This window comes from Mesorhizobium sp. ISC11, from assembly GCF_037162595.1.
Lineage (GTDB): Bacteria > Pseudomonadota > Alphaproteobacteria > Rhizobiales > Rhizobiaceae > Mesorhizobium > Mesorhizobium ciceri.
Genome location: NZ_JAVSPW010000001.1, coordinates 5,291,344 through 5,314,689, shown reverse-complemented (window position 1 = coordinate 5,314,689; position 23,346 = coordinate 5,291,344). Strand labels below are relative to the sequence as shown.

Here is a 23,346-nt window from a genome sequence, read left to right as displayed (position 1 = left end):
GGCTCCTGATCCTGCCGCCATGCTCGCCCGATCTCAACCCGTGTATGGATGGCTCCTGCGGGTCAAGGGTGTCAGATCGGGTTTGGTGAACAGGTCGGTTGCGGCCATGTATACGGCGTCTGAATGTGCAACGGGATCGCTGCGCGCCCTGATGAATATCCGCTTGGAGAACAGGTCCCACTCAATCGAGCGCGCTTGAGGCGCTTCGGATTGATCGGGGTGTCCTGGTTCTTCGTCTCCGTTTGTTCGCCATCACCTCACTTTGCCCTGACCATTCCGAGAGCCTGTCAGGCTGCCTGTGGCTCGTAGCGTGATCCGTCCCTAAGGACGGCGAAAATTGTTCTTGCCATGCGATGCGCCAAAGCGATGGCGACGACCTTCGTCTTCTTCCGCATCAACATGCTTGATAGCCAGTCCGATCCGGGCTCGCGCTTCAGTCTACATCTGAGCATGATCTGTGCCATGGCGCCCAGATAGAGCAACCGGCGGATATATCGATTACCCATCTTCGATATTCGGCCGACCTTCTGCTTGCCGCCGGTGGAGTGCGGTTTGGGTGTAAGGCCGAGCCAAGCTGCATAGTCCCTCGCGCAGTCGAAATTGCTGACATCAGGTGTCGTCGCCGCGATGATCGTCGCCGAAAGCATGCCGACGCCCGGGATCGTAGCCAGACGCTGGCTTGCCTCATTTTGCTCGTGGGTCTCTTTGATCTCTTCGGTCAGCCGTTCGATCCGCTCGTTCGTCTCGGCCAACTGTTCGAAAAGCAGGGTTATGGGCAGCCGAGCCGCTTGCGGCAGCCGATCCAGTTGTTCCCGCAAACGATCGACATTTTGCGCGCCCTTCGCCGTTATGACACCGAACTCCGTCATGTGGGCTCGAATCGCGTTGCCGATCTGCGTGCGCTGGCGAACCAGAAAGTCCCGCGTGCGGTGAAGAACCAGAACCGACGAGCAGGCTTCGCTCTTGATCGCGACAAACCGCATGGAGGGGCGCGTCACGGCTTCACAGATGGCGGCCGCGTCCGCAGCATCCGTCTTCCCGCGCTTCACGTAAGGCTTCACGTAGGATGGTGGCATCAGCCGGACGTCATGCCCCATATCCTGAAGCCGGCGCCCCCAGTCGTGAGAACCTGCGCAAGCCTCCATGCCGATCAGGCATCGCGGACGCTTCTGGAAAAACGCCAGCAACTGGCTTCGGCGAAGCTGGCGGCGCACGAGAACCCGACCGTTCTCGTCGACGCCATGGACCTGGAAGACACTCTTCGCGAGGTCGATGCCTACTGTGGCAAGTTCTGACATGGATGGCTCCTTTGCTCGGGGATGACAACATCCCAACTATGGCGCAATGCGACGCCGGGAGCAGGAGCCATCCACACCATCAATCAAGACAGGTCTGCTCAAAACTCAAGGCGCGGCTGCGGAAGAAGGCGGCCAAAACTTTCGACGCTCTCTGCGGAACTCTCGGCGATATCTGCCAGCTGTTGGAGCAAAATCAAAAACCATTAATTGCGACAGGTGATTTTATGACATTCATTGCGAAGAGGCCAGAATGAACAGCGGAAGAGAGTAGCAGCTCTCTGGTCGCGGCGAGGTGGATCGTCGACACGATCGGCACCTGGCCCGTGCGGGGATCGCACCGCAGCCAGCACCAGAGCCAGACCTTGACCGCTTGCCTTGCTCAGGCGCCACAACAACGAGTGGCTGGAAGCAGATCCACGTGAACTCAGCGATATCGATCAGACGATGCTTACCCTCATGAAAGCCGATCCCGACGCTGTCCAGCGCCGCGAAATCCTGACCAGCATATGGCGCATCGGATGCCACCGCCTGCACACTCACCATCGACATGCCGGAACTCGGAACCAAAGGCCGCAAGCCTCGCCGGCCTCGGCAAAAAATGGAGCGGCCGCGCCTTCTCCGGGGCGGCCGGGCCAATGTTCGCCAGGCCCTCTACATGCCCGGCCCTTCGCCCTGCGCTTCAACCCCGACCTCAAGGCAAAATACCAGGCGCTAAAGGCGGCAGGCAAACCCGCAAAGGTCATCATCTTGTTGCGAAAGCTCCTCATCCTAGCAAACGCTCTCCTCAAGGCGCAGCGAAAATGGCCCCTAAAACCCTTGACCGAAACGGATACCTTAGCCTTTCAGGTGAGGCGGGCCGAGATAGACCAACCGCGGGTTTAACTTCGCGAGTTTAAGCTGATTATGCCGATGCAACTCTAGCGCCTGCGCGACCGTTTTAGCTTCCATCAACAAGGCGGCAGGGTGGGAGGAAGTACCCTCCCCTGCCGCGAACAAGCTTTGGACAAAGCCCCACCTTGTCCGTAATGTGATCGGGAGGCCGGGGCGCGGCGGTGCTCAGCGGATGTGACGCGCGAGATCTGCGACCCTACCCATCAGCACTTCCATCGGTCCTCGCTGGAAGACGCGCAGCCAAAGCACCGCAAAAGTGCTGATAACCACAACGAAGCCAAAGAGCGTGGACAGGCTCTCGTCTTTGAAAATGTTTATCTTCATAAGATAGGCTATTCCCGCAATGTGCAGCACATAGGCCGTCAAAGACATCGAGCCGACTGCGATTATTGGCCAGACCAGCTTTCGCAGACGCGGGAGCGCATCCACAGCGAGCATGCAAGCCGCCAAGATGATCATTGCGCAACCGGTGCTGCCCACGATCGAAAGCGTCGTTTCGCTATGAGGTGCGGCTATCCATGACGACTTGACTATAAATGACGACTTGGAAGGCTCAAAAGCGCCGTCAACGTCAGACCACCACAAGGAGGTTTCAGTCAAAGCGCGGGAACTCAGCGCGAGCAAGGATCCCCCATGGCCCAACACGGCCAGCGCGACCCCCGCCAGACCAAGGCGCCAATGCGCTGCTAGCGTATTAAGATTAAGGCGCGCGATGGCCATGCCAGCGATGAGGAAAGGAACCCAGGTCACCGCGGGATAGTAGCCGTTGACCATGAGGTTGAAGACCGGGTCGAGGAGGTTGGGGGCAACCGACAGAAGGGAGGAACGGACTTGCGGGAGAACTAATGCCGTAGCGGCAGCGATCAAGCCCAGCTGATATGCGCTGAGCCGATGGAGCGGCAATACCAACAAGAAGCAAATTCCGTAGTATTCTAGGATGACTTCGACCTGGGTACCGAGGCAGCCCAGGATTGAGCCAAGCGCGAGCAAAACAAGGGCACGAATTGCGACTCTGGCGATGGCCTGTCTACCGGCTATCCCCGACTTCGGCGCCTTGCGACCTGTAATCAGGAGGATTGAAAAACCGGCCAATACGGCAAACAGGGCCGACGGCCGCCCATGGGTTAGTTCCATCAGAAACCCGACTAGTCCTCCTTCGCCGGGGTCGGGACCGAGATGGGCGGCATACATCCCGAAGACAGCCAGGCCCCGAGCGAGGTCGATGCCGACCAGCCGATCTACTACCGACCCATTCCTAGCGTCGGCAACCGGTGCCTTCATTACCATGGTAGATTCCCTTGTTGGGTGTGTGGATCGCGGGAGCCGCGATAGGAGAGCCGGTCGGCTGCTGCCGTCGCCTCGTGAAAGGGTTCAAAACATCGCGCCATCTGGCGCATCGAGCCGGCGACAGAGCTGTTCAGCCATTAGCCTGGGGTAAGAACAACAGATCGGCTCACAAAGCCTGTGTCACGGACCTGAAAAGTGGTGTCGCGGAACCGTCGTTTTTTGCATGATGGCTAAGCCGAGAGATCCACTGCACCGACGAGAGACTCAGCGACGTTGGATATCCGATCAGTACGCCGCGGCTCCGCCGGTGACGATCACCCCGGGTGTCAAGGCCAGGGCGTAAACCTGCCATAATCTGTGGTGGTGCGCCCGCGACCAATCCGTTCGACAAAGCTCGGCGCATGGTCGAGCCAATCATATTCTTCCATGTGGCTGTTGCCTGAAAAACCGAAGACGCCGTTCGCTGGTCCAGCTGTTCCAGACCTCGGCCTGCGTCGGTCGTTAGAACCGGCGCGCCTGTTTCCCAAATCAATTTGCTGATGCAGCCGCCGGGGGTCACATTGAGCAAAAGTGCCGAGGTCAGGACGGGTTTCATAGGGGCTCTTCGTTTGGCTTTGTTAACGACCCCTTTCTTGCAAGTTGTAGCTGACAGCAGCCTGAAAGCTCCCCAAATAATTCGCTGCCGCCGGTTCAGCCTATTGTCAGCTTCGACCAATAAGATGGGAGCCTTGCCCTCATACCGGAGCTCGGCAGCATGATGCGAATACTGCTCACTGAAGACGATAAGGACCTTGGAAGTGCTATGCACGATCATTTGGTGGCTGGTGGCCACGCGGTCGACTGGGCCAAGAACCTGTCCGAAGCGCGCGATTATGCAGCTGTGGTCGGCTACGACCTTATTTTGCTCGACGTTCACCTGCCGGACGGCAATGGGATCGACTATCTGCGGGAGCTGATCAAGGAACTTGAATCGGCACCGGTCATCATTCTGACAGCCTGCGATCGGATTTCGCATCGCATCGAGGGCTTCAACGCTGGAGCCGACGACTATTTGGTCAAGCCGTTCGATCTGGGGGAACTCTCAGCGCGTATCCATGCAGTGGCACGTCGCCATGGGCATTTTCCGGAGCCGCAATTTTCGGTTGGGACGCTTTCCATACAGGCAGCCGAGCGACGCCTCTTCCGCGAGGGGCAGGAGGTCTACCTGACTTGACGCGGGTGGGCGGTGCTCGACTACCGTCTGCCCCAGCCCTGCACGGTCGTTTCAAAAGGGAAGATCGTGGACGCGCTTTTCGGCAGACGGCGCTGATTCATACTCTAAAAGAAAATTCGGCTTCCAGTTGCCTTGGCCATGACTGCCCTTCCCGAGAGATGGGTGACAGTTCATTCCGGATAGATGGGTTAAACTTTCGGCCCTTTGCAAGGAGAGCAAGGTGCCTTGGAAGGAGTGTAACGTCATGGAAGAGCGGCTGAAGTTCGTCGCCCGGCTGCTGGACGGCGAGAAGATGGCGGTGCTTTGCCGGGAGTTCGATATCTCGCGCAAGACCGGCTACAAGATCCTCACGCGCTACAACGACAGCGGCCTGGAGGGGCTGACGGACCGATCGCGGCGGCCCTATCGCCACGCCAATCAGCTTCCGTTTCAAATCGAGAAGCTGATTGTGCGCCTCAAGCAAGACAAGCCGACATGGGGTGCGCCGAAGATACGCGAGCGGCTGGCCCGGCTGTATCCGGATGTGCACCGGCCCGCGATCTCGACCGTGCATGCCGTGCTCGACCGCCACGGCATGGTCGAGCGCCGCAAGCGCAGGCGCAACAGGGCGACGGGGACACCACTTTCAAACGGCTGTCGCCCTAACGATCTTTGGTGTGCCGACTACAAGGGCGAGTTCGGCAGAGAACACGGCCGGGACAGGGGATCACAAACACTTGACCGTTCCAGACCCTGGCAGTGGCGCATCGATTGACCGTTGGCTCTGTTCGTGGGCACCGAAAATAGGGCCTTCTTGGTCCTCGGCAGAGAATATGGCCCGGACGGGGGATAACAAACACTTGACCGTTCCAGACTCTGGCAGTGGCGCATCGATTGACCGTCGACTCTGTTCGCGAGCGCCGAAAATACGGACGACCCCTATGGTCAAAGTGCACTTCTGACCTGCTAGGCACTGTTCGATAACTGGAGGCACCCGCTACAGTGCCCTCGTATTTAAGACACCTGTCAGTTTCAAGCCTGGACATTGACGCGTGGCGCGGCTGCCATTCGTTGACCGCCACGTCGAATTGCCCGCCAACCAGTGTACAGCCGCCGGTGGTCACATTGAGCAAAAGTGCCGAGATCAGGAGGGGTCTCATAGGGGCTCTTCGTTTGGCTTTGTTAACGACCCCTTTCTTGCAATTGTAGCTGACAGCAGCCTGAAAGCCCCCAGATATTCGCTGGCGCCGGTTCAGCCTACTGTCAGCTTCGATCAATAAGGCAGGAGCCTTGCCCTCATACCGGAGCTCGGCAGCCTGATGCGAATACTGCTCATTGAAGACGACGACGACCTTAGAAGTGCTGTGCACGATCATTTGGTGGCTGGTGGCCACGCGGTCGACTGGGCCGAGGGCCTGTCCGGAGCGCGCGGTCATGCAGCTGTGGCCGGCTACGACGTTATTTTGCTCGACGTTCACCTGCCGGACGGCAATGGCATCGACTATCTGCGGGAGCTGATCAAGGGGCTTGATACAACGCCGGTCATCATTCTGACAGCCCGCGATCGGATTTCGCATCGCATCGAGGGGCTCAACGCTGGCGCCGACGACTATTTGGTCAAGCCGTTCGATCTGGGGGAACTCTCGGCACGCATCCGTGCAGTGGCACGTCGCCAAGGGCATTTTCCGGAGCCGCAATTTTCGGTTGGGACGCTTTCCATACAGGCAGCCGAGCGACGCCTCTTCCGCGACGGGCAGGAGGTCCACCTGTCTGGACGCGAATGGGCGGTGCTCGACTGCCTTCTACGCCGGCCCGGTTCGGTCGTTTCAAAGGGGAGGATCGAGCACGCGCTTTATTCATTCAATTCGGAGTTCGAGAGCAACACAGTGGAGGTTTATGTCAGCCGGCTCCGCAAGAAGATCGGCGGGGATAGAATAGCAACCGTGCGTGGCTCCGGATACAGGCTCGTGGTCACATGACGAACTCGAACAGCATGACGAGAAAGCTGCTATCGTGGTTAGGCGGGGCAACGCTCCTGGTTTGGATCGCCGCCCCAACCATGGCTGCGTTCATTTTTTGCAATAATGTAAACGAAAGTTCGGATGACTTGCTCCAGGGGAGCGCAAAGTACAGACAACCAGAGCTGATCAAGGTCTTGAATGGAAAACACGTTGATCAATACAATAACAACTTTCCAACTTACGAAAAGTACTTTACCTATCGTGAGCAGGTTATTAATAAGTACGGGATAGTGCTTATTTCTGAACCGGAAGAGGGTCAGCAGCCCTTCCCTGATGCTCCCCTGAGTAACGGCTTTTGGGGAAACGCTGATTACCGCGTCTACACAGAGGAGATCCAAGACGGCGTGTATCATCAGTTGGCCGAACCGCTTGATGGCCGCCGTACCACAATCGCGAAGGGCGCACTTTTTGTCTTCCTTCCGACACTCGTGCTCCTGCCCTTTAGCTTAGCTGTTTGGTGGATCGTGATCCGGCGCTCGCTGCGGCCAATCGAGGTACTGCGACAGCAGATCGGATCGCGCGACGGCGGCAATCTGTCACCAATGGACTTGGGCGATTTCCCGGCAGAGTTGGCTCCAATCGCGGCATCCGTCAATCGGCTTCTCGATCGTCTGCGGGCGGCTCTCGAGGCCGAACGCGAGTTCGCCGCAAACAGTGCGCATGAACTGCGCACGCCGATCGCAGGTTCAATCGCTCAGATGCAGAGATTAGTGGCCGAGCTTCCCAATGGGTCGGCCAAAATGCGTGCGCGCGGCATCGAGCAAGCGCTGTCGAGCCTTGGCCGCCTTGTCGAAAAAGTGCTTCAGCTCGCTCAAGCCGAATCGGGGGTTGGCATGGCGGATCACGCGATCGATCTTGTCCGATCGGTTCGGCTGGAAATCGACGACCTGAGGAAAAAGCCGCAATATGCCGGACGCCTGCATCTTAACGTCGACGGCTGCCCCACTTTGATGCGCAAAGTGGATGTCGATGCGTTTGGGATCCTCCTTCGTAACCTGATCGAGAATGCGCTGATACATGGACTGCCCACTGTTCCGACAACAGTTTCCGTCCAAACTGATGGAACCATCGCTATTGCAAACGCCGGACCGGTGGTGCCCCTCCCCGACCTCGAAGGGCTTACAAAGCGATTTAGTCGTGGTGCTACTCCTGCTGCGGGCTCAGGCCTTGGTCTACATATCGCTAACATGGTTATCCAGCGGATCGGTGGCAGTCTAGAGCTTGCGTCGCCCGCCCGCGGTCGCAATGATGGTTTCGAGGCGATCATACGAATTCCTCAATGACACCGGTGAATTCGACGACAGTTGGACACAGGGCGGATTGCTGGCAAGGCTGCTGACATGGCGAACTGTACGGCAGTATGTATACGGCGTAGAAATCGTACTTCACACAACGCATTTCGGCCGCGGCAATCAATGCCGCTATCATCGTCTGAGCAGTTCGATCGAAGCGACACGACATGATCGGCAAAATCGAAGGCTCCGCCTCACCGCTCGCTGGATTTCGCCCGGGGAGAAAAAAGGCCATCCGAGAAAGTGCAAGCCGCCGCGAAAAGGCGACGTGTCCAATTGTCTGGGTGCCCCTGTGCGCCGGCCCGATCGGGTTGGCGCAGGTCCAGTAAGGACCCGGACCAACCATTCCATTTAGACGACCGGCAGGTTTTAATCGGCGTCCGGATCGCCGTCCCAAAATGCCCCAAGTATACGGCTAGAAAGGCTGCCAACGATCGAGCTTTGGTCGGAGGCGTGCTTGTCAGCGTCTTGGGTGCTTGACCGGCCTTTGCAATGGCCATCGCCATCGCAAGTATCGTGCGTGGCCAGTGAGACCGCAATTTCATCAGCCTGGAGCCGACCGTATCGGTGCTTTTTTATGATTTAGGGATTTTTCGTTTTCCTCTTGGATCATCACGGGTTTGGAGAGGATCTGGTGTTAAGTGCCATTCGGAGCGCCGGCGAACCGCCCGAAATTAATGTGGTCGAGTGATGAAGCCTCCCGAATGCGTTAAACGAGACCCTTTATGGCGGCCCTGGCTGACAACAGTCTGAAAGCTGCAAGCGGCATGCGAAAATGGGGCGATCCTGAATGACGACAGATGCTATCAACATGAAAGAGGCTCGCCCTGAAAGCTGAGCACGCTTTATGCTCAGGCTGCTGACAAGGCCAAAGCAGCGTAAGTGCGTAGTGAAATCCAAGGTCCACATGGGTCGTCGCGCGTCCCGTGCGCCTGGGAAGGCGCCGGCCCGGCCAAGCTTTCCCAGCTCGTCCGCATGATGCTTCGCTGAGCGTCAATGGACGTTGGCGCGAGACCAAGGCGTCGTGCGTTGCAATCGGGACGGTCCAGGGTATCAGGAGTTTCACGGCCTCGGCCCGCTTGGCTGGCCACAGTTGAAGCTCCAACGTACCGGCTGGCACCGGGAAATTGGGCTCTGCGCTGCGGCACGGTCAATGCTTGCCTACCGATGGGGCCGCCCATGCCGTGATGCTGTCGGTCGACGTTCGCAAACCAGACCCTCGCGAGACCCAGCGAAGGGGCTCGCCGGTACGACGAGGGACCTTACCTCTTTATGCGCGGCATCATTATCGAGGATGACATGTTGCCTTACACGTCGTCCCTCGCGCTCGGGTCTTTGTGGGGCGGATGAAGTCCTGATCGCGGTGGCACTGCTGCATGTTTGCGTAAGACCCATCCAGTCACGATCGCGCTGTCCTTCGATGTCGCGGTGCTGATAGGCGGGCAGATCGGTGTGCGCGGCGCCCGCCAAAGGATCGTCGTCACGCCGGAGGAGGCGAGCGTCATAGCCGGCGCGCCGGCGAAAGGCGCTTTCTGTCGGATGCCCGACAATGTCGGATATCGCAAGTATCAAGGTTGGATCAAACCTTGCGAATCGGGGCTTTCTTACTTGGCACGGGGCATGCTCAGGTATCCGCAAACACCCAATGGATAACGAGCAGACTTCCCATGGCCTCACCATGCCGAAAGTTTCCCGGACGCATCCAAAGATGAGGCTCGCGTCAGGCCCAGCAACACGCTGACGGCTCATGTGGCTCGGCGTCGCCGTGCCGATCCACTTTCTCCCAATAGGCGTTCGGGAGACATAGATCCTTCAAAATGAGGAACAGATCACTTTGCCAGGAACGCAGCCCATAACCCCACTCTCCCTACCAGAACTACCAAGCAAGCCCCGCACTCATGGGCTTCGCAGGACGTCCGTTGCGTCCGAGTTGGTCGGCGCGGGGCCGGCTCCGATCCCCGTCGCATGGGAGGACGGCAAGGCGAGGGATTTCGTGCTCGACAACGGCATGGAGGTGGTCGTCATTCCCAACCACCGGGCGCCGATCGTCACCCACATGGTGTGGTACAAGATCGGCAGCGCCGACGAGCCGCCGGGCAAATCCGGCATCGCCCATTTCTTCGAGCATCTGATGTTCAAGGCGACGACCAACCATGCGGGCGGCGAATTCGACCGCGCAGTGTTCGAGATCGGCGGCTCCAACAACGCCTTCACCTCCTCCGACTACACCGCCTTCTATCAGACAGTGGCGCCGTCGGCGCTCGAGCTGATGATGAGCTTCGAGGCCGACCGAATGCGAAACCTCATCCTCACCGACGATGTCGTCAAGACCGAGCGCGACGTGGTCATCGAGGAGCGCCGCTCAAGCACCGACACCAACCCGCAGGACGTGCTCCATGAGGAGATCGACGCGACGCTGTGGCAGAACCAGCCCTATCGCATCCCGATCATCGGCTGGATGCAGGAGATCGAGCAGCTGAACCGCGTCGACGCCACCGCCTTCTATGAAAAATACTACTGGCCCAACAACTCCGTGCTGATCGTGGCCGGCGATGTCGAGCCGGAAACGGTGAAGGTGCTGGCCGAGAAGACCTATGGCAAGGTGGCGCGCGGGCCCGACCTGCCGCCGCGCATCCGGCCGGTTGAGCCCGAGCAGAACACCAGGCGCACCGTCACGCTCTCCGACGCCCGCGTCAGCGTGCCCAGTTTTTCGACGCAGTGGGTGGTGCCGTCTTACCATACCGCCAAGCCGGGCGAGGCCGAAGCGCTCGACCTGCTGTCCGAAATCCTCGGCGGCGGTAACCGCAGCCGGCTTTACCAGGCGCTCGCTGTCCAGCAAGGTATCGCTTCCAGCGCCTGCGCCTATTTCCAGGGCACCATGCTCGACGACACCAGGTTCGCCATCTATGGCGCGCCGCGCGGCGATGCCAAGCTGGCCGATCTCGAAGCGGCGGCCGCTGCCGAAGTCGCTCGCATTGCCAAGGATGGTGTCAGCAGCGAGGAACTGGGCAAGGCCAAGGAGCGCTTTGTGCGCGATATGATCTTTGCCGAAGACGACCAGGACGACCTCGCCTGCATCTACGGCTCGACGCTGGCCACCGGCGGCACCGTGAAAGATGTCGAGGAACGGCCGTCTCGCATCCGCAGGGTTACCGCCGCGCAAATCAAAGCAGTTGCCGCCCGCTATCTCGCGTTCGACCGTTCGACCACGGGCTATCTCTTGCCCAAGACGGAGAATCAAGAGATGACGCTCGGCGCTCAGCCCCATGCTGCGATGAACATCCAGGAGGTGAAGTCCGAAAAGGGCATCATCGCCTGGCTGGTGGAGGACCACACAGTGGAAATCGTCAACATCGGCTTTGCCTTCAACGGCGGCACCACGCAGGACCCGGTCGGGAAGGAGGGGATGGCCAAACTGATGGCCGGCCTGTTCATCGAAGGCGCTGGCCATTACGACAGCGATGCCTTCCAGGTGAAGCTCGACGATGCCGGCGCCGAAATGAGTTTGGACGCGCAAAGCGACGACATCTACGGATCGGTGTGCATGCTTTCCAAAAAGCAGGACGCCGCGTTCGGCCTGCTTCGGCTCGCGCTGAACGCGCCGCGCTTCGACCAGGGGCCGATCGATCGCGTCCGCGCCGAGATTGTCTCCGGCATCGTCGGCAGCGAGCGAGACCCTGGCGCAATCGCTCAGCGCAAATGGCTGCGCGCGATCTACGGCGCGCATCCTTGTTCAAGGCCGGGAGAAGGCACAAAAGAGAGCCTCGCCGGCATCACGCCGTCCGACCTCCTCGCCTTCCACCAGGCCATTTTTGCTCGCGACGGGCTCCATATTGCCGTGGTGGGTGACATTGACGCGAACACGTTGAGGGAAAGGCTTGACCAGCTGTTTGGTGATTTGCCTGAGCAACAAACCCTCGTCCCCGTCTACGATGTCGCGCCGAAACTCGGTCAACTGGTGGAGGAGAACTACGACCTGCCGCAGACTTCGCTAACGTTGGCCTGGCCTGGCGTGAAGCGTAGCGCGCCGAATTTCTACGCCGCCGTGCTGATGAACGACATCCTTGGCGGCTCATACTTGACTTCCCGCCTTTACGAGGAGGTACGCCAAAAACGCGGCCTTGCCTATCACGTCAGCTCTGAACTGACCCTTGACAAGCTTCTGGTTACGACAGAGACACGCTCGGATTGCGCCGCCCAAACGCTGAGCATCGTGCGAGAGGTGGTAAAGCAGATGGCGCAGCAAGGACCGACCGGGGCCGAGCTCAAGGCGGCGAAGAAGCACCTGATCGGCACCTATGCCATTGACCGTCTGGGCTCGACCAGCTCGATTGCAGACCGGCTCCTGGATTTGCAGATTCAAAATGCCGACGTCGACTACAACCAGCGTCGCGCCCGCAGCATCGGTCGGGTGACGCTCAAACAGGTCAAGGCGGCGGCCAAGAAGCTGCTTTCGGCCGAGCCCGCCATTTTGGTGGTCGGCCCGCCGCTGGGCGGCAAGGATGAGTAAAGAAACTCATCTCGCCTTCCTTCTTCCTTGGGGCTTCTCGTGGGAAGAGCGAATATGGAGGCCGGTGGGCCAAGCAGATCATGCAGACCCGCGGAGTCGTTTCGCGGGCCTTGCGCGGCATTGGCGGTCCAGGGGCCTCTCGCCGAAAAGGCGCTCCTCAGCATGCATGCCGCCTTTTGCAGAATACACTCGCACGTCACCAGCAGGCAGCGGGTGGATGAAGCAAACATCCGGCTGCTCAATCCATCAACTGATGAACCGCGGGCACTCAAACTAACGGAACTGTTGTCGTATGTTTGGTCTACCAACTGCTTTGCCGAGGCCCTAGGACGAACCCGCTGGTGCAGAATACACACCGACGGCCTGTCGACCTGGATGTTCGCTGCGTTGAGGAGGAATCCGGTATTGCCCCTGTGCCTGCCGATGATCCGCCGTCTGAAATCCCCGCACCTGTTTGGAGCCATCGACCGCCTGCCGGCACTCGGCAGACCGGTTGGCAATAAGACGTTCGAGGTCGTCAATCCGTCGACCGGCGAAGTTTTGGCAGAGCTTCCCGATATGGGCGTGGAGGAGACACGTGCTGCGGTAGACAAGGCCTATGTTGCGCAGTCGGGATGGGCCGCGTTGACTGCCCGAGAGCGTAGCGACGTTCTTTGGCGATGGCATCAGCTGATCATCGACCATGCAGGCGATCTCGCCGCGATTCTGACCGCGGAAATGGGCAAGCCGCTTGCCGAAGCCGTGTCAGAGGTATCGCATGCGGCGGCGTATCTGCAATGGTATGCCGAGGAGGCCAATCGCGTCTATGGCGAGACGATCTCGGCACCCTCGACAGACCGCCGAATGCTAGTGATCAAGCAGCCCATCGGCGTTGTTGGCACGATCACGCCATGGAATTTCCCGGCCTCCATGGTGGCGCGCAAGATCTCGCCGGCCTTGGCTGCGGGCTGCACGATCGTGCTCAAGCCCGCTGAACAGACGCCGCTCGTGGCTGGCGCAATGTTCGCCCTTGCCCATCAGGCCGGCTTTCCCGATGGCGTGGTCAACCTGATCTATGCGTCCGAAGGTGATCGCGTCGGCCGTGAACTCTGCACCAATTCCAAGATCCGCAAGATCAGCTTCACCGGTTCGACCGAGGTCGGGCGGCTGCTGATGCGTCAGTGCTCTGACCAGATCAAGAAGGTTAGCCTTGAGCTCGGCGGCAACGCACCTTTCATCATCTTCGATGATGCCGACATCGACGCTGCTGTTGACGGTGCGATCCAGGCGAAGTTTCGCAATGCCGGCCAGACCTGCGTTTCGGCGAACCGTATTTACGTCCAATCGAGCGTTCACGATGAGTTCGTCAAGAAGTTCGTGGAGAAAGTCCGGCACTTGTCGGTTGGCGACGGATTCGGTGCCGGAGTAGACATCGGACCGCTCGTCGACAGGCATGCTCTGGCCAAGATCGAGTCTCACATCGCAGATGCCATTGCGAAAGGCGGCACAATACGATGTGGGGGCCAACGTATCGGCAAGAATGGCACGTTTTTCGAACCCACGGTCCTCACCGAGATTTCCAGCGTCATGGCAGTCGCGCAAGAGGAGACATTCGGGCCGCTCGCGCCGATCATTCGCTTCAACGATGCGGATCAGGTCGTGCGCGAGGCCAATGACACGATCTACGGCCTCGCCGCATACTTCTATGCCTCAAACCTGAAGCGGGTCTGGCGTGTGGCAGAGGCTCTGGAATATGGCATGGTTGGCATCAACACGGGACGCATGTCCTCGGAGGCGGCACCGTTTGGCGGGATCAAACAATCCGGCATCGGGCGGGAGGGTTCCCGTCATGGCCTCGAGGACTATCTGGAAATGAAATATCTTTGCATGGGCGGGATTTGAAACCTGCTGCACTGTCTCTCCGCCCCACCGGGGGGCGGCCTGCGGCCAATGCCGCCACCTAATTGGAAGTTCCAAACGCCGTTGACCTGAAACACGGATGCCCGGCAGGAGACTGAGCTCGCTGCCGGGCCGGACATGCCTTGGGAGGGCATAAGTCAGCGCTCCTAGGGCCGATGGGCCACTCAGTTCGTGCGCCTTTTGCCGATTGCGTTGCATGTGCCGTGCCAAGCCAAAAAGCATTGATAAACCGCCGATGGATCAGCTTTTGCCCTGTTGCGCATTCTACATTGTGGGGATATGCGACAATGCCCAAGCGGTTGAATCGTCGTGTTGCAGACCCCCAGACGGGTCATGACTGCTGTTCTTAGGACAGTGCGCAGCAAGCCGCTACTCGCTGCACTCCAGGCACACCATTTCCATAATCAAGCGGTGGGTGCTATGTCTGACCGAGCTGTCGACCAGGGAGCGGTGTGAGGCCTCAAATCCCTCCATATTGTTGCACCCGCCGGTCCAACAGGACTGCAGGTCCGGACTCAAAGGATCTTGGCTGCTATGGCGACATTGCGGTGCACGCCGCTTTCCGACCAATGATGTGCGTCCAGGTCGAGGCCGGCCCTAATGAACCACCGCCTTGGCACCCTCGCCCATCTCATTGCGGCATCGACAAGCTAGACCAGAGCGCACCTTGCAAGGCGCCATGCAGTCCTGTCGGCGGGCGAACTGTTGGTGACGGGTACAGCTGCGAGCGAACGTTCATCCACCGACGCACAGCGCGGACTGTCGCTTTTCAAATTAGGAAATCTCTGTAGCCACCATTCATGAGCGCGCGGCCACGCGAGACGGCCCGACGGATGCGGTCGCGCAGATGATCGCGAGGATCCGCCCAGTCGGCATGGACGCGCCGTTGACCGATGAGAACTTCGGCGAGCTCGCGATGAGGTGCTCCGGCGAGCGAACCGTCGAGCGCACGAAGAACGAAGGACAAACGGACGCCGCGCTTTTCCGGCGCAAACAAGCGGGGGGGCAACTGTTGCCCTAGACTGAGAGCATTGAGGCACTCCAGTCCCCTCAGTCGATGCTTTAAAAGCACCGCGGGCCAGATGGCTTGCGTATGCAGGCAAACAGGGTGGAGGATATTCGCGCCCGAGACGGCGAGCTGCAGCGCGTGGTCCGCATTGCGAAGAAGAACATGCTGGCTCTTGTCGGGCGCCAGCAGGACGGTTGCACGACAGGGCAATGCCGAGAGTTCGAACGGCGGTGTCGGCGACGAGGCAGGCAACCGTTCCGCAATGACCGGCAGCACATGGACGCACCAGAGCGGACACCAGAATACGACCGAAGCGCGGCCACAAGACTCCGCGAAACAGAACACCCCAGCGTGACAGGTCGCCGGCCGACGCGACCATATCGAGAAAGGATTGGAGAGACCAAGTCTTGCAATGCTGGCGCGCAGCGGTCAGATCGCGCTGGAACGCTGGATTGCGGCGTAAGAACTCCCAAGCCCACTCCCGCAGCGTCAGGCCAGCGGTGTAGTCGTATGATCTTTCATCCCGCCAATCGGCCTGATCCGCGCCAGTCAGGAGATTCATGACTGACATCCCCTGCCCGCGCCTGCGTGCGTCGAAACATTATGCCACTTCGCAAAGCATCGGCGAAGGCAGCAGACGTCGAAGACCCCGTTTCGTTGAAGCGTCAGCCATCGCCACTGTCGGCGACAGAAGATGTGCCCAAATTGCCACCAGACCGTCGAACTGGCACAGCGACGGCCAGCGCGACCTGGAATTGATCCCGTAACGGTCATCGGCTCCTGCGTCGCGATCCAGACGTCCCTTGAAGGCGCAGTAGCGCGGCAGTGGATCGCACGCTGCTTGTCGGCAAGTTGTCGTAGCGGCGGCGCCATAGGCACGGTCATCGGAGGGTCTCCTGCGGCAAGTTTTCGCCATTGGAGGCCAATCTCCCCGCTAGGGCAGCCTGTGCAGTTGCACAGGTGAAGCGGATCAATCAGGGGGAGCCATGGCGGAAACTGGATGATGGCGGCTTGAGGAGAGCGGCGTATCGAGGCGGGTGATGAAGCCTGCCAGTACCTCTCAAGGAGAGTGATACGCCATGAACGAGACTATCAACACATTGTTCGCCTTCGTCAGCCCGACGAAATCGATGATACCCTGACGGATGTACTTCGCAGCGGCGCGCGCAAATTGCTTGCGCATGCGATCGAGATGGAGGCCGAGGCGTATGCCAAGGCGGTCGACTGCCTGACGAAAGATCAGAATGCGTCGCTGGCGCTCTACGATTTCCCCGCCGAACACTGGGATCATCTGCGAACGTCCAATCCCATCGAAAGCGTCTTTGCAACCGTTCGCTATCGCACGGTTCGCACCAAGGGCTCGCTATCCTCGAAAACCGCCCAGCTGATGGTCTTCAAGCTGTTGGCCGCGGCCAGGAAGTGGCGACGATTGAAAGGACAAAATCAGTTGCCGAAACTCATCGCAGGTGCCAGGTTCCTGGACGGAATCCAGGTCATCGAAACGAAGCCGCAGAGCGCCGCTTGATCAGCCTCGTCGCCCAAATTCCAGCATAGCTCCATCGGAACTGCCAGCCTTCCTTGCCGATCAGGCGCATATCAGCGCTGACGATACCGAGGACGGCGATGGCGATCACCTCCAGGCCGCCGAGTAACGACCCTCAAAACACCGCACTGGTCGAGGCCAGCCTGAACCGGTATCTTGTGCGTGCCCTCGGGAGTCGCTCTATCCACCATGTGATCGACACGGACATTGCTAACATCACCAAGAAGATCGTCGCCGGGGGTCACCCGCAAAGGGCTAACACGGCCTTCTGGTATATGCGGGCATTTTCAACTGGTATCGCAAACCGCCGCAACGGCTCATCGCGGTTTCCCGCGAGGGTTTGGGAAATTAGGTATCCGGCCCCGATCGTCAAGCGCAAGCGAGTGGTGAACGATGCCGAACTGGCGGCTATATGGACGGGCTGTGAGCCCGAACCGGGCGATATCGGCTATTCGTTCGGCTCCATCGTCAAGCTGCTCATGCTGACCGGACAGAGGCGTACGGAAGTTGCCGCGATGCATTGGTCTGAACTCAACCTTGAAGCCGGAACATGAGAACTATCGGATGACCGCACGAAGAACGAAGAGCCTACGCTTATTCCGCTGTCCACACTGGCGGTGTCGGTCCCCCAGTCGGCACCGAAGACTAATGACACGTTTGTTTTCCCTGCCAGGGTCAACAAAAAAAGCCACTTCTCAGGCTACGCGAAGGGCAAGAAGGCTCGAGACGGCAAGGTCAATGTTGACGGGGTGGCTTTGGAGAACGGGACCCTTCACGATCTGCGCAGGACGCTCGCGACAAATCTCGGCAGGCGGCAGGTATTGCCACACGTCATCGAGCACATAGTGAACACAAGGCGTCGTCCCTGAGACATTGGCGAAATCTACAATCTCTTTAGCAACGTCAAGGAGAGGCGCGAGGTGTTGCAGATGTGGTCAAATCACATCGAATGGCTGATCAAGCAGGCTGCGGATGACGCTCTGGCGGCGTAGCTGCTGGCATGGGCGGAAGATGCGGCGCAACAATCGTCAGAGCCTCATCGAATTGGAGATCATGCTTGACCAGCAAATGCGCGGCCAATGCTTCGATGGCTGACCAGTGATCGAGTACTAGCCGGGCCGTGCGATCTTCGATCCGCCTCCAACGGGGCGGCGCGGCATCAGGAACCGCAACTCACCATAGATTCGCTTGGCATCCGCGTAGTCGCTGCTCCCGTCATTCCCATCGGACGCATTCATCGCCATATCGCGCGGGTCCAGATAGCCTTCGAATGCGGATTCTGCAAAAGGACCTGCCAGACACGCAACTATCTCTTGGATCGCACAATCGCGTTTCAAATATCGATCCATATCGTCCTCGAAAATCGGCTTTCGCTTCGAGGTGACTCCTTGCGCTGAATAAAAACCCGCGCCTTCGACAACACCACCGCACTCTCCGTCACCGGCGTCGGGGTAAATACTAACACTTGAGAAAGCAGGGAGTTCACGGTCGTCGTCGAACACCTGACGGTGCAAAACGATGGCGGCCACCGCGTGCCCGGCTTCGTGATGCGCCACAAGCGGCAGATATTGGGAGGCTACATTCATGCGGTGCGGCTCTCAGGTCTAGTTTGCTTTTGCGCATAGGACCGCAATTGTCGTGCCAACTGGGAAAATCGTTTCGGGCAATGCGATCGCTCCGATAGCGTTGTGCCTCCTGTCTGACATTGTTGGGAAGTCGACACGCGCCCGTCGCAATGCGGTCGACCTTCCGCGCGAGTTGGGTGACCCGTGAAGGCGGCCGACCAGGACGATGTTGCGCTGATCGGCGACGAAGGCGCCGCCGGGCGAGATCGCGCATCAGGGGGTGACCGGCGTGTCGGCGAAGTCGAAGTCGTCGATGTCCTTGGCCAGCGGCAACTTGGCGACAGCGAACTGGTATTTGATGGAGCGGGCCTGCTTCTCCGATATCTCGGCCTGCAAGAGATCACCGACAATCCTGGGCTCGTGCCGTCGCTTGATGGCGACGCGCCCATGATCTCGTCATAGGCTCTGCGCATTCCGTAGAGCTTCAGCGCTCCCATCAGTTCCAGTACCTCGGTGCGTTCCATGGCCGTTTGTCCTCCTGAGACTGTCATAGCGGGCGCAGTCGGCGACCGCTCGTGAGCTAGCTTCAGCGCCTGGGGAATGGAAAGGATCGTGCCCGGCGCCGGATCGCGGCTGCGGGCCAGGATGTTGAGGATCACCGGCGCCGACGATGCACCGTGCTCGATGGCTTCCTGACAGGCGGCCTCGACCGCGCTCAATCCGTCGGTCAGCACCCAGGTGAGGATCAACACCATCTGCCGGTCGACGTCATCAACCGCCTTGAGCTGCGCCGCACCTTCTCCATTGCCGACCGCAGGACCCAGCTAAGGAACGGCGCGCGCCGTGTGCCAGGGATCGTAGACGACCTCGTTGCGGCCAAAGGAGCGAACGTGTTCTCCCACGACCACGCCATCCTCTGGCGGATGCGATCCGATCGACATAAGCATGGATCTCGACGGGCCGACCGACGGCACTCGACAGCACCGAGTATTTGTTGTTGTCGAAGCGCACCGTGCAGGTCTTCGACACCGACGGGGGAATGCAATGGAAGCCGTCGAAGCGACCGGCAGCCGCTCCCGCTGCGGCTTGGCCGCATTCGCCGACAGCAGCCGGTCCCGCGTCTCACGCCAGGCTCCCATGCGGGGAGGGCTGGTGCTTGCGCTCGTAGCGGAACTCCGTCTGCTCAGAACGCAGGACCTTGCGCACCACCTTGCGCGAGATCTTCAGCTCACGGCAGATCGCCTTGATCGACTTCCCCTGGACCAGCGACAGCCGACGTATCTTTGCAATCGTCTCTAAAACCAACATCCAAAACACAAATGCCTCCGATCAAGCCGGAGGCATCTTGATGACCCCATCGTTAAAGGGTCCCGTTTGGACGAAAATCACCCTTTAAACAGGGTCCCCATTCCACGAAAAATCAATGCACTACCTTCCAAAGCTGCGAGAGATCGCCACCGACCGCTTTGAAGGGCCTTTCGGCGGTCTCGTCAGCGAGGTTGTGGCATGAAGAAACATCAATCCACAGCATTGGGCCGAAGCATGCCACGGGCTCATGCCGCGGGAGAGCGGGAAGATATTCTTGAAAGAAGCGGTCTCCGACATCAATACCGACAGGATGGGCAGCTTTCTCACATCACTTGAGGTCGAGCGTGGCAGTTGCGACCCGCAATGCAAGGCTGGCGGCGATGCATGCCTTTGCGCGGTTCCTGATTTCGGAGCACCCCGAATATTAGGATACGCTGCAACTGGTGGTGACACTTCCCTTCAAGAGAGCGCGTGGGTGGCACCTGTCGAATATCTCGATGAGCCCGGAAATCAAGAGCGTCCTGGCGCGTATCGACCGCCGCACGCCTTCTGGACAGCGGGATTACGCTCTGTTTTCGCTGATGTTCAATACGGATGCACGAGTTCAGGGATCCTGACTCTTCGATTGTGACCTTCGTCTGGTATCGCCCTGTCCCGCCGAGCAAAGCAACGACCGCCCCACACTGCTCACCCGGTTCGGTGTTCGATACTTGCTGCGCACACATGGCTGCGGGCGAAGGAACCACCCTGGCGGAAAAAAGCATCCATCATCGCCCTTTGCGGGACACGACGGCCATCCACCTCGTCAAGGCGGGTGTTGACATCGCCACCATCAGTCGATGGCCAGGCCACTCGGGCTGAACTAACGATGCGCTACGCCCAGGCCGGTATCGATATGAAGCGGCAAGCGCTCGAACAAGTCTTCCCCGACGTGATGTCATCGGCAAAAGATCAGACGATCATCGCTTTGATGGCTGGATGTTTGGCTGGCTGCACCGCTTGTAGACGCTCAGTTATGTGGAGTTGTATCGCGGGAAGTCGCGCGTCTTGGGCTTTTGCGGTGTCAGCTCCACATCTCTCCGCAGTGCACGTTGTCACTGTTGAAGAGCCGTTTGTTCAATCTTCGTCCTGGCACGGCAAGGGTTGTCCATATTGTGGGCGTCTTACGCTTGCCGAGCTTGTCCGAAATCCAGCGCCGGATCAGGCGTGAACACTGTTGCGTAGTTCGTCAGCCAGAGCGCGGAGAACGTCGGCGCTTCCTTCCAGCGCCGTAAAAGCGTAGGGATTGAGGAACTGTCGGCCCCAGAACAGATTGCGATCTGTGCCGGATAGCGTAGCTTCCTCGCTAACACGCGGCCAATTCTCCGCAATGCATCGGAGCTGGCCTTCAACAATCGCAAGAGCTTCCGGCGCGCTGAGCAGGAAGTGATGCGCGGCTTCAAGGCAGGACGCTATCCGGCTCATGCGGTTATTGCCGCTGATGAGCATGGCCTGGCTGGCCTCCTGGCCACTGCGGGCCTGCGGACAAATATCGTACGCAGGCGTGAGGGTGAGCTTAGCGCCATCCCAGAATGCCGCATGGTTGCGGGCATGATCGTCGGTGTTGCCGCAAAGTATGTTGAAGACAATGCGGCTGAATAACTCGCGCAGAGTTTCCGACGGCGCGGTGAATCGGTGGCGAATGATCTCCGCCAAATCCTGGTAGCTGGCGTAACGCGCCATCATCTCATCGAGCGCGAGCATCGTCAGCGCTGAGACCATGGATTTGCGTTGCCAGCCGCCCGTGACCTTGATCCGGTCGAATCGCTCGACGAGCAACACGTCGTTGCCTGCGGCGCGAACGAGCGAGACGGATGCCGCTCTGATGCCGCACAAGGCGGCAAGCCGCATGGCTATGAATTCTCCTTTGACGACGCTGTAAAGGTCGGCAGACGAGGAAAATTTCGCGACATGCTTGACGGCGTCATCCTCGATCAGCGCCTTTGGCCTTGCGCCGCCGATCGAGCTGCCGTGATGCAGCGCCTGATCTAATTCGGGGGTGAGCGGAATACCTTTCTCTACCCGCTCCGCCGATTGGACAAGCTCTTCGAGAGTGGCATTGGCCAGTGCGCGCGGCTCGTAATTCGTGGGCGAAAACTGAAAATCGAGCGCGCCGATGCGGTCCGAGCCTGATTCCAGCAGGAACGTCAGTTCTGAAATATCGAGCCGCGCGATTTCATCGCCCTTCACACCGAATTTGCGGTTTAGGATAACCCGTCGTCCCCAGGCATCGGGGGCAGCATCGCGGATGCATCCCGGCATGGTTAGGCCAGGAAGCAAAGGCAATTCGCCTGCCTTCAGGGGCAGTTCCGGGAGATAAAGCGGGATCGCGCTGCCCAGTTCACGAAAGCTCCTGCCATAGTTGAAGCTGACGAGTCCGTCATGGGCATATAGCCGCCCGGCGACAACCGGCGCGGTCTCGCCCGGCAGCCAGACCCAGACATAGGCTTCGTCGTACTTGGGGACCTTAGAACTCATCGACGATCTGCTTGCCGGCCTTGTAGACGTGCTTCGGCAGCAGCGCGATGCGATCGTCAATGCGGCCTGTGAGGGCTGTGATGCCATTGCCGTCGGCATCGAACAGCTTCACACCGACAATGGCAGCAGCTTCGAACATCAGTCCGATTTCGACTTTGGGATCGCCCTTCTCGATGCGCTGCAGGGTGCTGCGTGAAACACCGATTCTCTCGGCTAACTCCTGTGCGGTTAACCGGTGCTGCATCCGGCCCAGCCGGATGGTCTTACCGAAAAGGCCAAGCGCTTCCATCGCGTAGCGCGAATAGGTGCGTTTATGCGCTGCCGTCATTCGGGTCTCCGTGACCTATGCATGATCCATATCACCATCTTTCGACCTTTATATAGGTAATGTCGCAGAGCGACTGCCAAAGTCAAGACTCCGTATCGTATGACTCAATCCCCCTGATTCGACTTTATATGCAGCAAGAGTTCGCATCACGGCTACGTTCGGAAAGCCAGGTAGAATGCGACGGGAGACGCAAGCGTTACACGTCCGAACAAGGAAGGCGAATATTGCCTACGGCTCCTGCACAACCGGCCAGCTCTGCGCGCCTCGGGCGAGGCGGAGATCTGGCGCTGGATCGCGGACAGCCTTGAGACGCCTCGCATGAGTCATTCGATGGGCGGTCCCTGGTGCGAGGCCGAGGCGCTCGACTACTGGCCGACATCCTCGGCGGCGGGACTCGCAGCCGGCTATACCAGCACTTTTCGACCGCATACGCGCCCAGCTTCTCTCCGAAATCATTGCCAATGAGCGCGAACCTCACGCGATCGCCGAGCTGGCCTGGCGGCGCGGAATCTACGGCGTATTCGAGACCGCCCAAGGGAGCCTGACCAGCGTAACGCCCTCCGATCTAAGCGCCTTCCACAAAGCCGCTTTCGCCCGCGACGGGCTGCATGTGGCGGTCGTAGGCGACATAGATGCCAAAGCCCTGAGAGCAAGGCTCGACCAGCTGTTCGGCGATTTGCCTCAGA

13 protein-coding genes and 7 pseudogenes are annotated in these 23,346 nt (G+C 59.3%); 10 read left to right on the top strand and 10 right to left on the bottom strand.

The window, feature by feature from the left end:
- Positions 1-287 precede the first annotated feature (287 nt).
- Both RPF88_RS25680 and RPF88_RS25675 read right to left on the bottom strand, forming a co-directional pair.
- On the bottom strand, positions 288-1,298 hold the full coding sequence (locus tag RPF88_RS25680) for an IS110 family transposase (RefSeq protein WP_337123401.1): 1,011 nt from the start codon (positions 1,296-1,298) through the stop codon (positions 288-290).
- Between the two features lie 1,056 nt (positions 1,299-2,354).
- Positions 2,355-3,476: a DUF418 domain-containing protein gene (locus RPF88_RS25675; protein ID WP_024505387.1), complete on the bottom strand. Its 1,122-nt coding sequence runs from the start codon at positions 3,474-3,476 to the stop codon at positions 2,355-2,357.
- A 754-nt stretch (positions 3,477-4,230) separates the two neighbouring features.
- Here RPF88_RS25675 and RPF88_RS25670 point away from each other — a divergent pair.
- The 7 genes and pseudogenes from RPF88_RS25670 to RPF88_RS25640 all read left to right on the top strand — a co-directional run bounded on the left by RPF88_RS25670 (position 4,231) and on the right by RPF88_RS25640 (position 14,372).
- On the top strand, positions 4,231-4,689 hold the full coding sequence (locus tag RPF88_RS25670) for a response regulator transcription factor (RefSeq protein ID WP_245458615.1): 459 nt from the start codon (positions 4,231-4,233) through the stop codon (positions 4,687-4,689).
- A 220-nt stretch (positions 4,690-4,909) separates the two neighbouring features.
- Positions 4,910-5,368: pseudogene (locus RPF88_RS25665) on the top strand (helix-turn-helix domain-containing protein); the annotation flags it as partial.
- A 619-nt stretch (positions 5,369-5,987) separates the two neighbouring features.
- A complete protein-coding gene (locus tag RPF88_RS25660; RefSeq protein ID WP_024505389.1) occupies positions 5,988-6,647 on the top strand; it encodes a response regulator transcription factor in 660 nt (219 codons plus the stop codon).
- A 14-nt stretch (positions 6,648-6,661) separates the two neighbouring features.
- Positions 6,662-7,972 (top strand): sensor histidine kinase, encoded by a 1,311-nt coding sequence (locus tag RPF88_RS25655; protein ID WP_287388291.1) that lies wholly within the window; start codon positions 6,662-6,664, stop codon positions 7,970-7,972.
- 1,939 nt (positions 7,973-9,911) lie between these two features.
- Positions 9,912-11,216 (top strand): annotated as a pseudogene (locus tag RPF88_RS25650) (M16 family metallopeptidase); the annotation flags it as partial.
- Positions 11,217-11,225: 9 nt separating this feature from the next.
- Positions 11,226-12,491: a M16 family metallopeptidase gene (locus RPF88_RS25645; protein ID WP_335930842.1), complete on the top strand. Its 1,266-nt coding sequence runs from the start codon at positions 11,226-11,228 to the stop codon at positions 12,489-12,491.
- Between the two features lie 423 nt (positions 12,492-12,914).
- Positions 12,915-14,372, top strand: coding sequence for an NAD-dependent succinate-semialdehyde dehydrogenase (locus tag RPF88_RS25640; protein ID WP_442921308.1), 1,458 nt, complete (start codon positions 12,915-12,917; stop codon positions 14,370-14,372).
- A gap of 787 nt (positions 14,373-15,159) precedes the next feature.
- Here RPF88_RS25640 and RPF88_RS25635 read toward each other — a convergent pair.
- Both RPF88_RS25635 and RPF88_RS33465 read right to left on the bottom strand, forming a co-directional pair.
- The gene (locus tag RPF88_RS25635) at positions 15,160-15,675 is read right to left on the bottom strand and encodes a DUF2285 domain-containing protein (protein WP_245329899.1); all 516 of its coding nucleotides are present in this window, start codon (positions 15,673-15,675) and stop codon (positions 15,160-15,162) included.
- Positions 15,676-15,790: 115 nt separating this feature from the next.
- Positions 15,791-15,961 (bottom strand): annotated as a pseudogene (locus RPF88_RS33465) (transcriptional regulator domain-containing protein); the annotation flags it as partial.
- Positions 15,962-16,552: 591 nt separating this feature from the next.
- Here RPF88_RS33465 and RPF88_RS25630 point away from each other — a divergent pair.
- Both RPF88_RS25630 and RPF88_RS25625 read left to right on the top strand, forming a co-directional pair.
- A pseudogene (locus tag RPF88_RS25630) lies at positions 16,553-16,924 on the top strand (transposase); the annotation flags it as partial.
- 98 nt (positions 16,925-17,022) lie between these two features.
- Positions 17,023-17,496: a hypothetical protein gene (locus RPF88_RS25625; RefSeq protein WP_337123456.1), complete on the top strand. Its 474-nt coding sequence runs from the start codon at positions 17,023-17,025 to the stop codon at positions 17,494-17,496.
- Between the two features lie 555 nt (positions 17,497-18,051).
- Here RPF88_RS25625 and RPF88_RS25620 read toward each other — a convergent pair.
- From RPF88_RS25620 to RPF88_RS25595, 6 genes and pseudogenes are all read right to left on the bottom strand, one after another.
- Complete coding sequence (locus RPF88_RS25620; RefSeq protein WP_337123455.1) at positions 18,052-18,528, bottom strand: hypothetical protein; 477 nt, start codon at positions 18,526-18,528, stop codon at positions 18,052-18,054.
- Positions 18,529-18,720: 192 nt separating this feature from the next.
- A pseudogene (locus tag RPF88_RS25615) lies at positions 18,721-19,031 on the bottom strand (ATP-binding protein); the annotation flags it as partial.
- Positions 18,964-19,575, bottom strand: a pseudogene (locus tag RPF88_RS25610) (Mu transposase domain-containing protein); the annotation flags it as partial. The pseudogenes RPF88_RS25610 and RPF88_RS25615, both read right to left, overlap by 68 nt.
- 54 nt (positions 19,576-19,629) lie before the next feature.
- Complete coding sequence (locus tag RPF88_RS25605; protein ID WP_245460175.1) at positions 19,630-19,815, bottom strand: hypothetical protein; 186 nt, start codon at positions 19,813-19,815, stop codon at positions 19,630-19,632.
- A 1,200-nt stretch (positions 19,816-21,015) separates the two neighbouring features.
- Entirely contained in the window at positions 21,016-22,332 is a 1,317-nt protein-coding gene (locus RPF88_RS25600) for a type II toxin-antitoxin system HipA family toxin (RefSeq protein ID WP_126063913.1), read from the bottom strand.
- Entirely contained in the window at positions 22,322-22,660 is a 339-nt protein-coding gene (locus tag RPF88_RS25595) for a helix-turn-helix transcriptional regulator (RefSeq protein WP_167498459.1), read from the bottom strand. The genes RPF88_RS25600 and RPF88_RS25595 overlap by 11 nt, the downstream gene beginning before the upstream one ends.
- 325 nt (positions 22,661-22,985) lie before the next feature.
- Between RPF88_RS25595 and RPF88_RS25590 the strand changes: the two are divergent.
- Positions 22,986-23,321 (top strand): annotated as a pseudogene (locus RPF88_RS25590) (hypothetical protein); the annotation flags it as partial.
- Positions 23,322-23,346: the final 25 nt, after the last annotated feature.

Coding starts and splice junctions, on each gene's coding strand:
- RPF88_RS25680 (WP_337123401.1), bottom strand. CDS start 1,298: ATGTCAGAACTTGCCACAGTAGGCATCGACCTCGCGAAGAGTGTCTTC.
- RPF88_RS25675 (WP_024505387.1), bottom strand. CDS start 3,476: ATGGTAATGAAGGCACCGGTTGCCGACGCTAGGAATGGGTCGGTAGTA.
- RPF88_RS25670 (WP_245458615.1), top strand. CDS start 4,231: ATGATGCGAATACTGCTCACTGAAGACGATAAGGACCTTGGAAGTGCT.
- RPF88_RS25660 (WP_024505389.1), top strand. CDS start 5,988: ATGCGAATACTGCTCATTGAAGACGACGACGACCTTAGAAGTGCTGTG.
- RPF88_RS25655 (WP_287388291.1), top strand. CDS start 6,662: ATGACGAGAAAGCTGCTATCGTGGTTAGGCGGGGCAACGCTCCTGGTT.
- RPF88_RS25645 (WP_335930842.1), top strand. CDS start 11,226: ATGACGCTCGGCGCTCAGCCCCATGCTGCGATGAACATCCAGGAGGTG.
- RPF88_RS25640 (WP_442921308.1), top strand. CDS start 12,915: ATGATCCGCCGTCTGAAATCCCCGCACCTGTTTGGAGCCATCGACCGC.
- RPF88_RS25625 (WP_337123456.1), top strand. CDS start 17,023: ATGGCGATCACCTCCAGGCCGCCGAGTAACGACCCTCAAAACACCGCA.
- RPF88_RS25620 (WP_337123455.1), bottom strand. CDS start 18,528: ATGAATGTAGCCTCCCAATATCTGCCGCTTGTGGCGCATCACGAAGCC.
- RPF88_RS25605 (WP_245460175.1), bottom strand. CDS start 19,815: ATGTTGGTTTTAGAGACGATTGCAAAGATACGTCGGCTGTCGCTGGTC.
- RPF88_RS25600 (WP_126063913.1), bottom strand. CDS start 22,332: ATGAGTTCTAAGGTCCCCAAGTACGACGAAGCCTATGTCTGGGTCTGG.
- RPF88_RS25595 (WP_167498459.1), bottom strand. CDS start 22,660: ATGACGGCAGCGCATAAACGCACCTATTCGCGCTACGCGATGGAAGCG.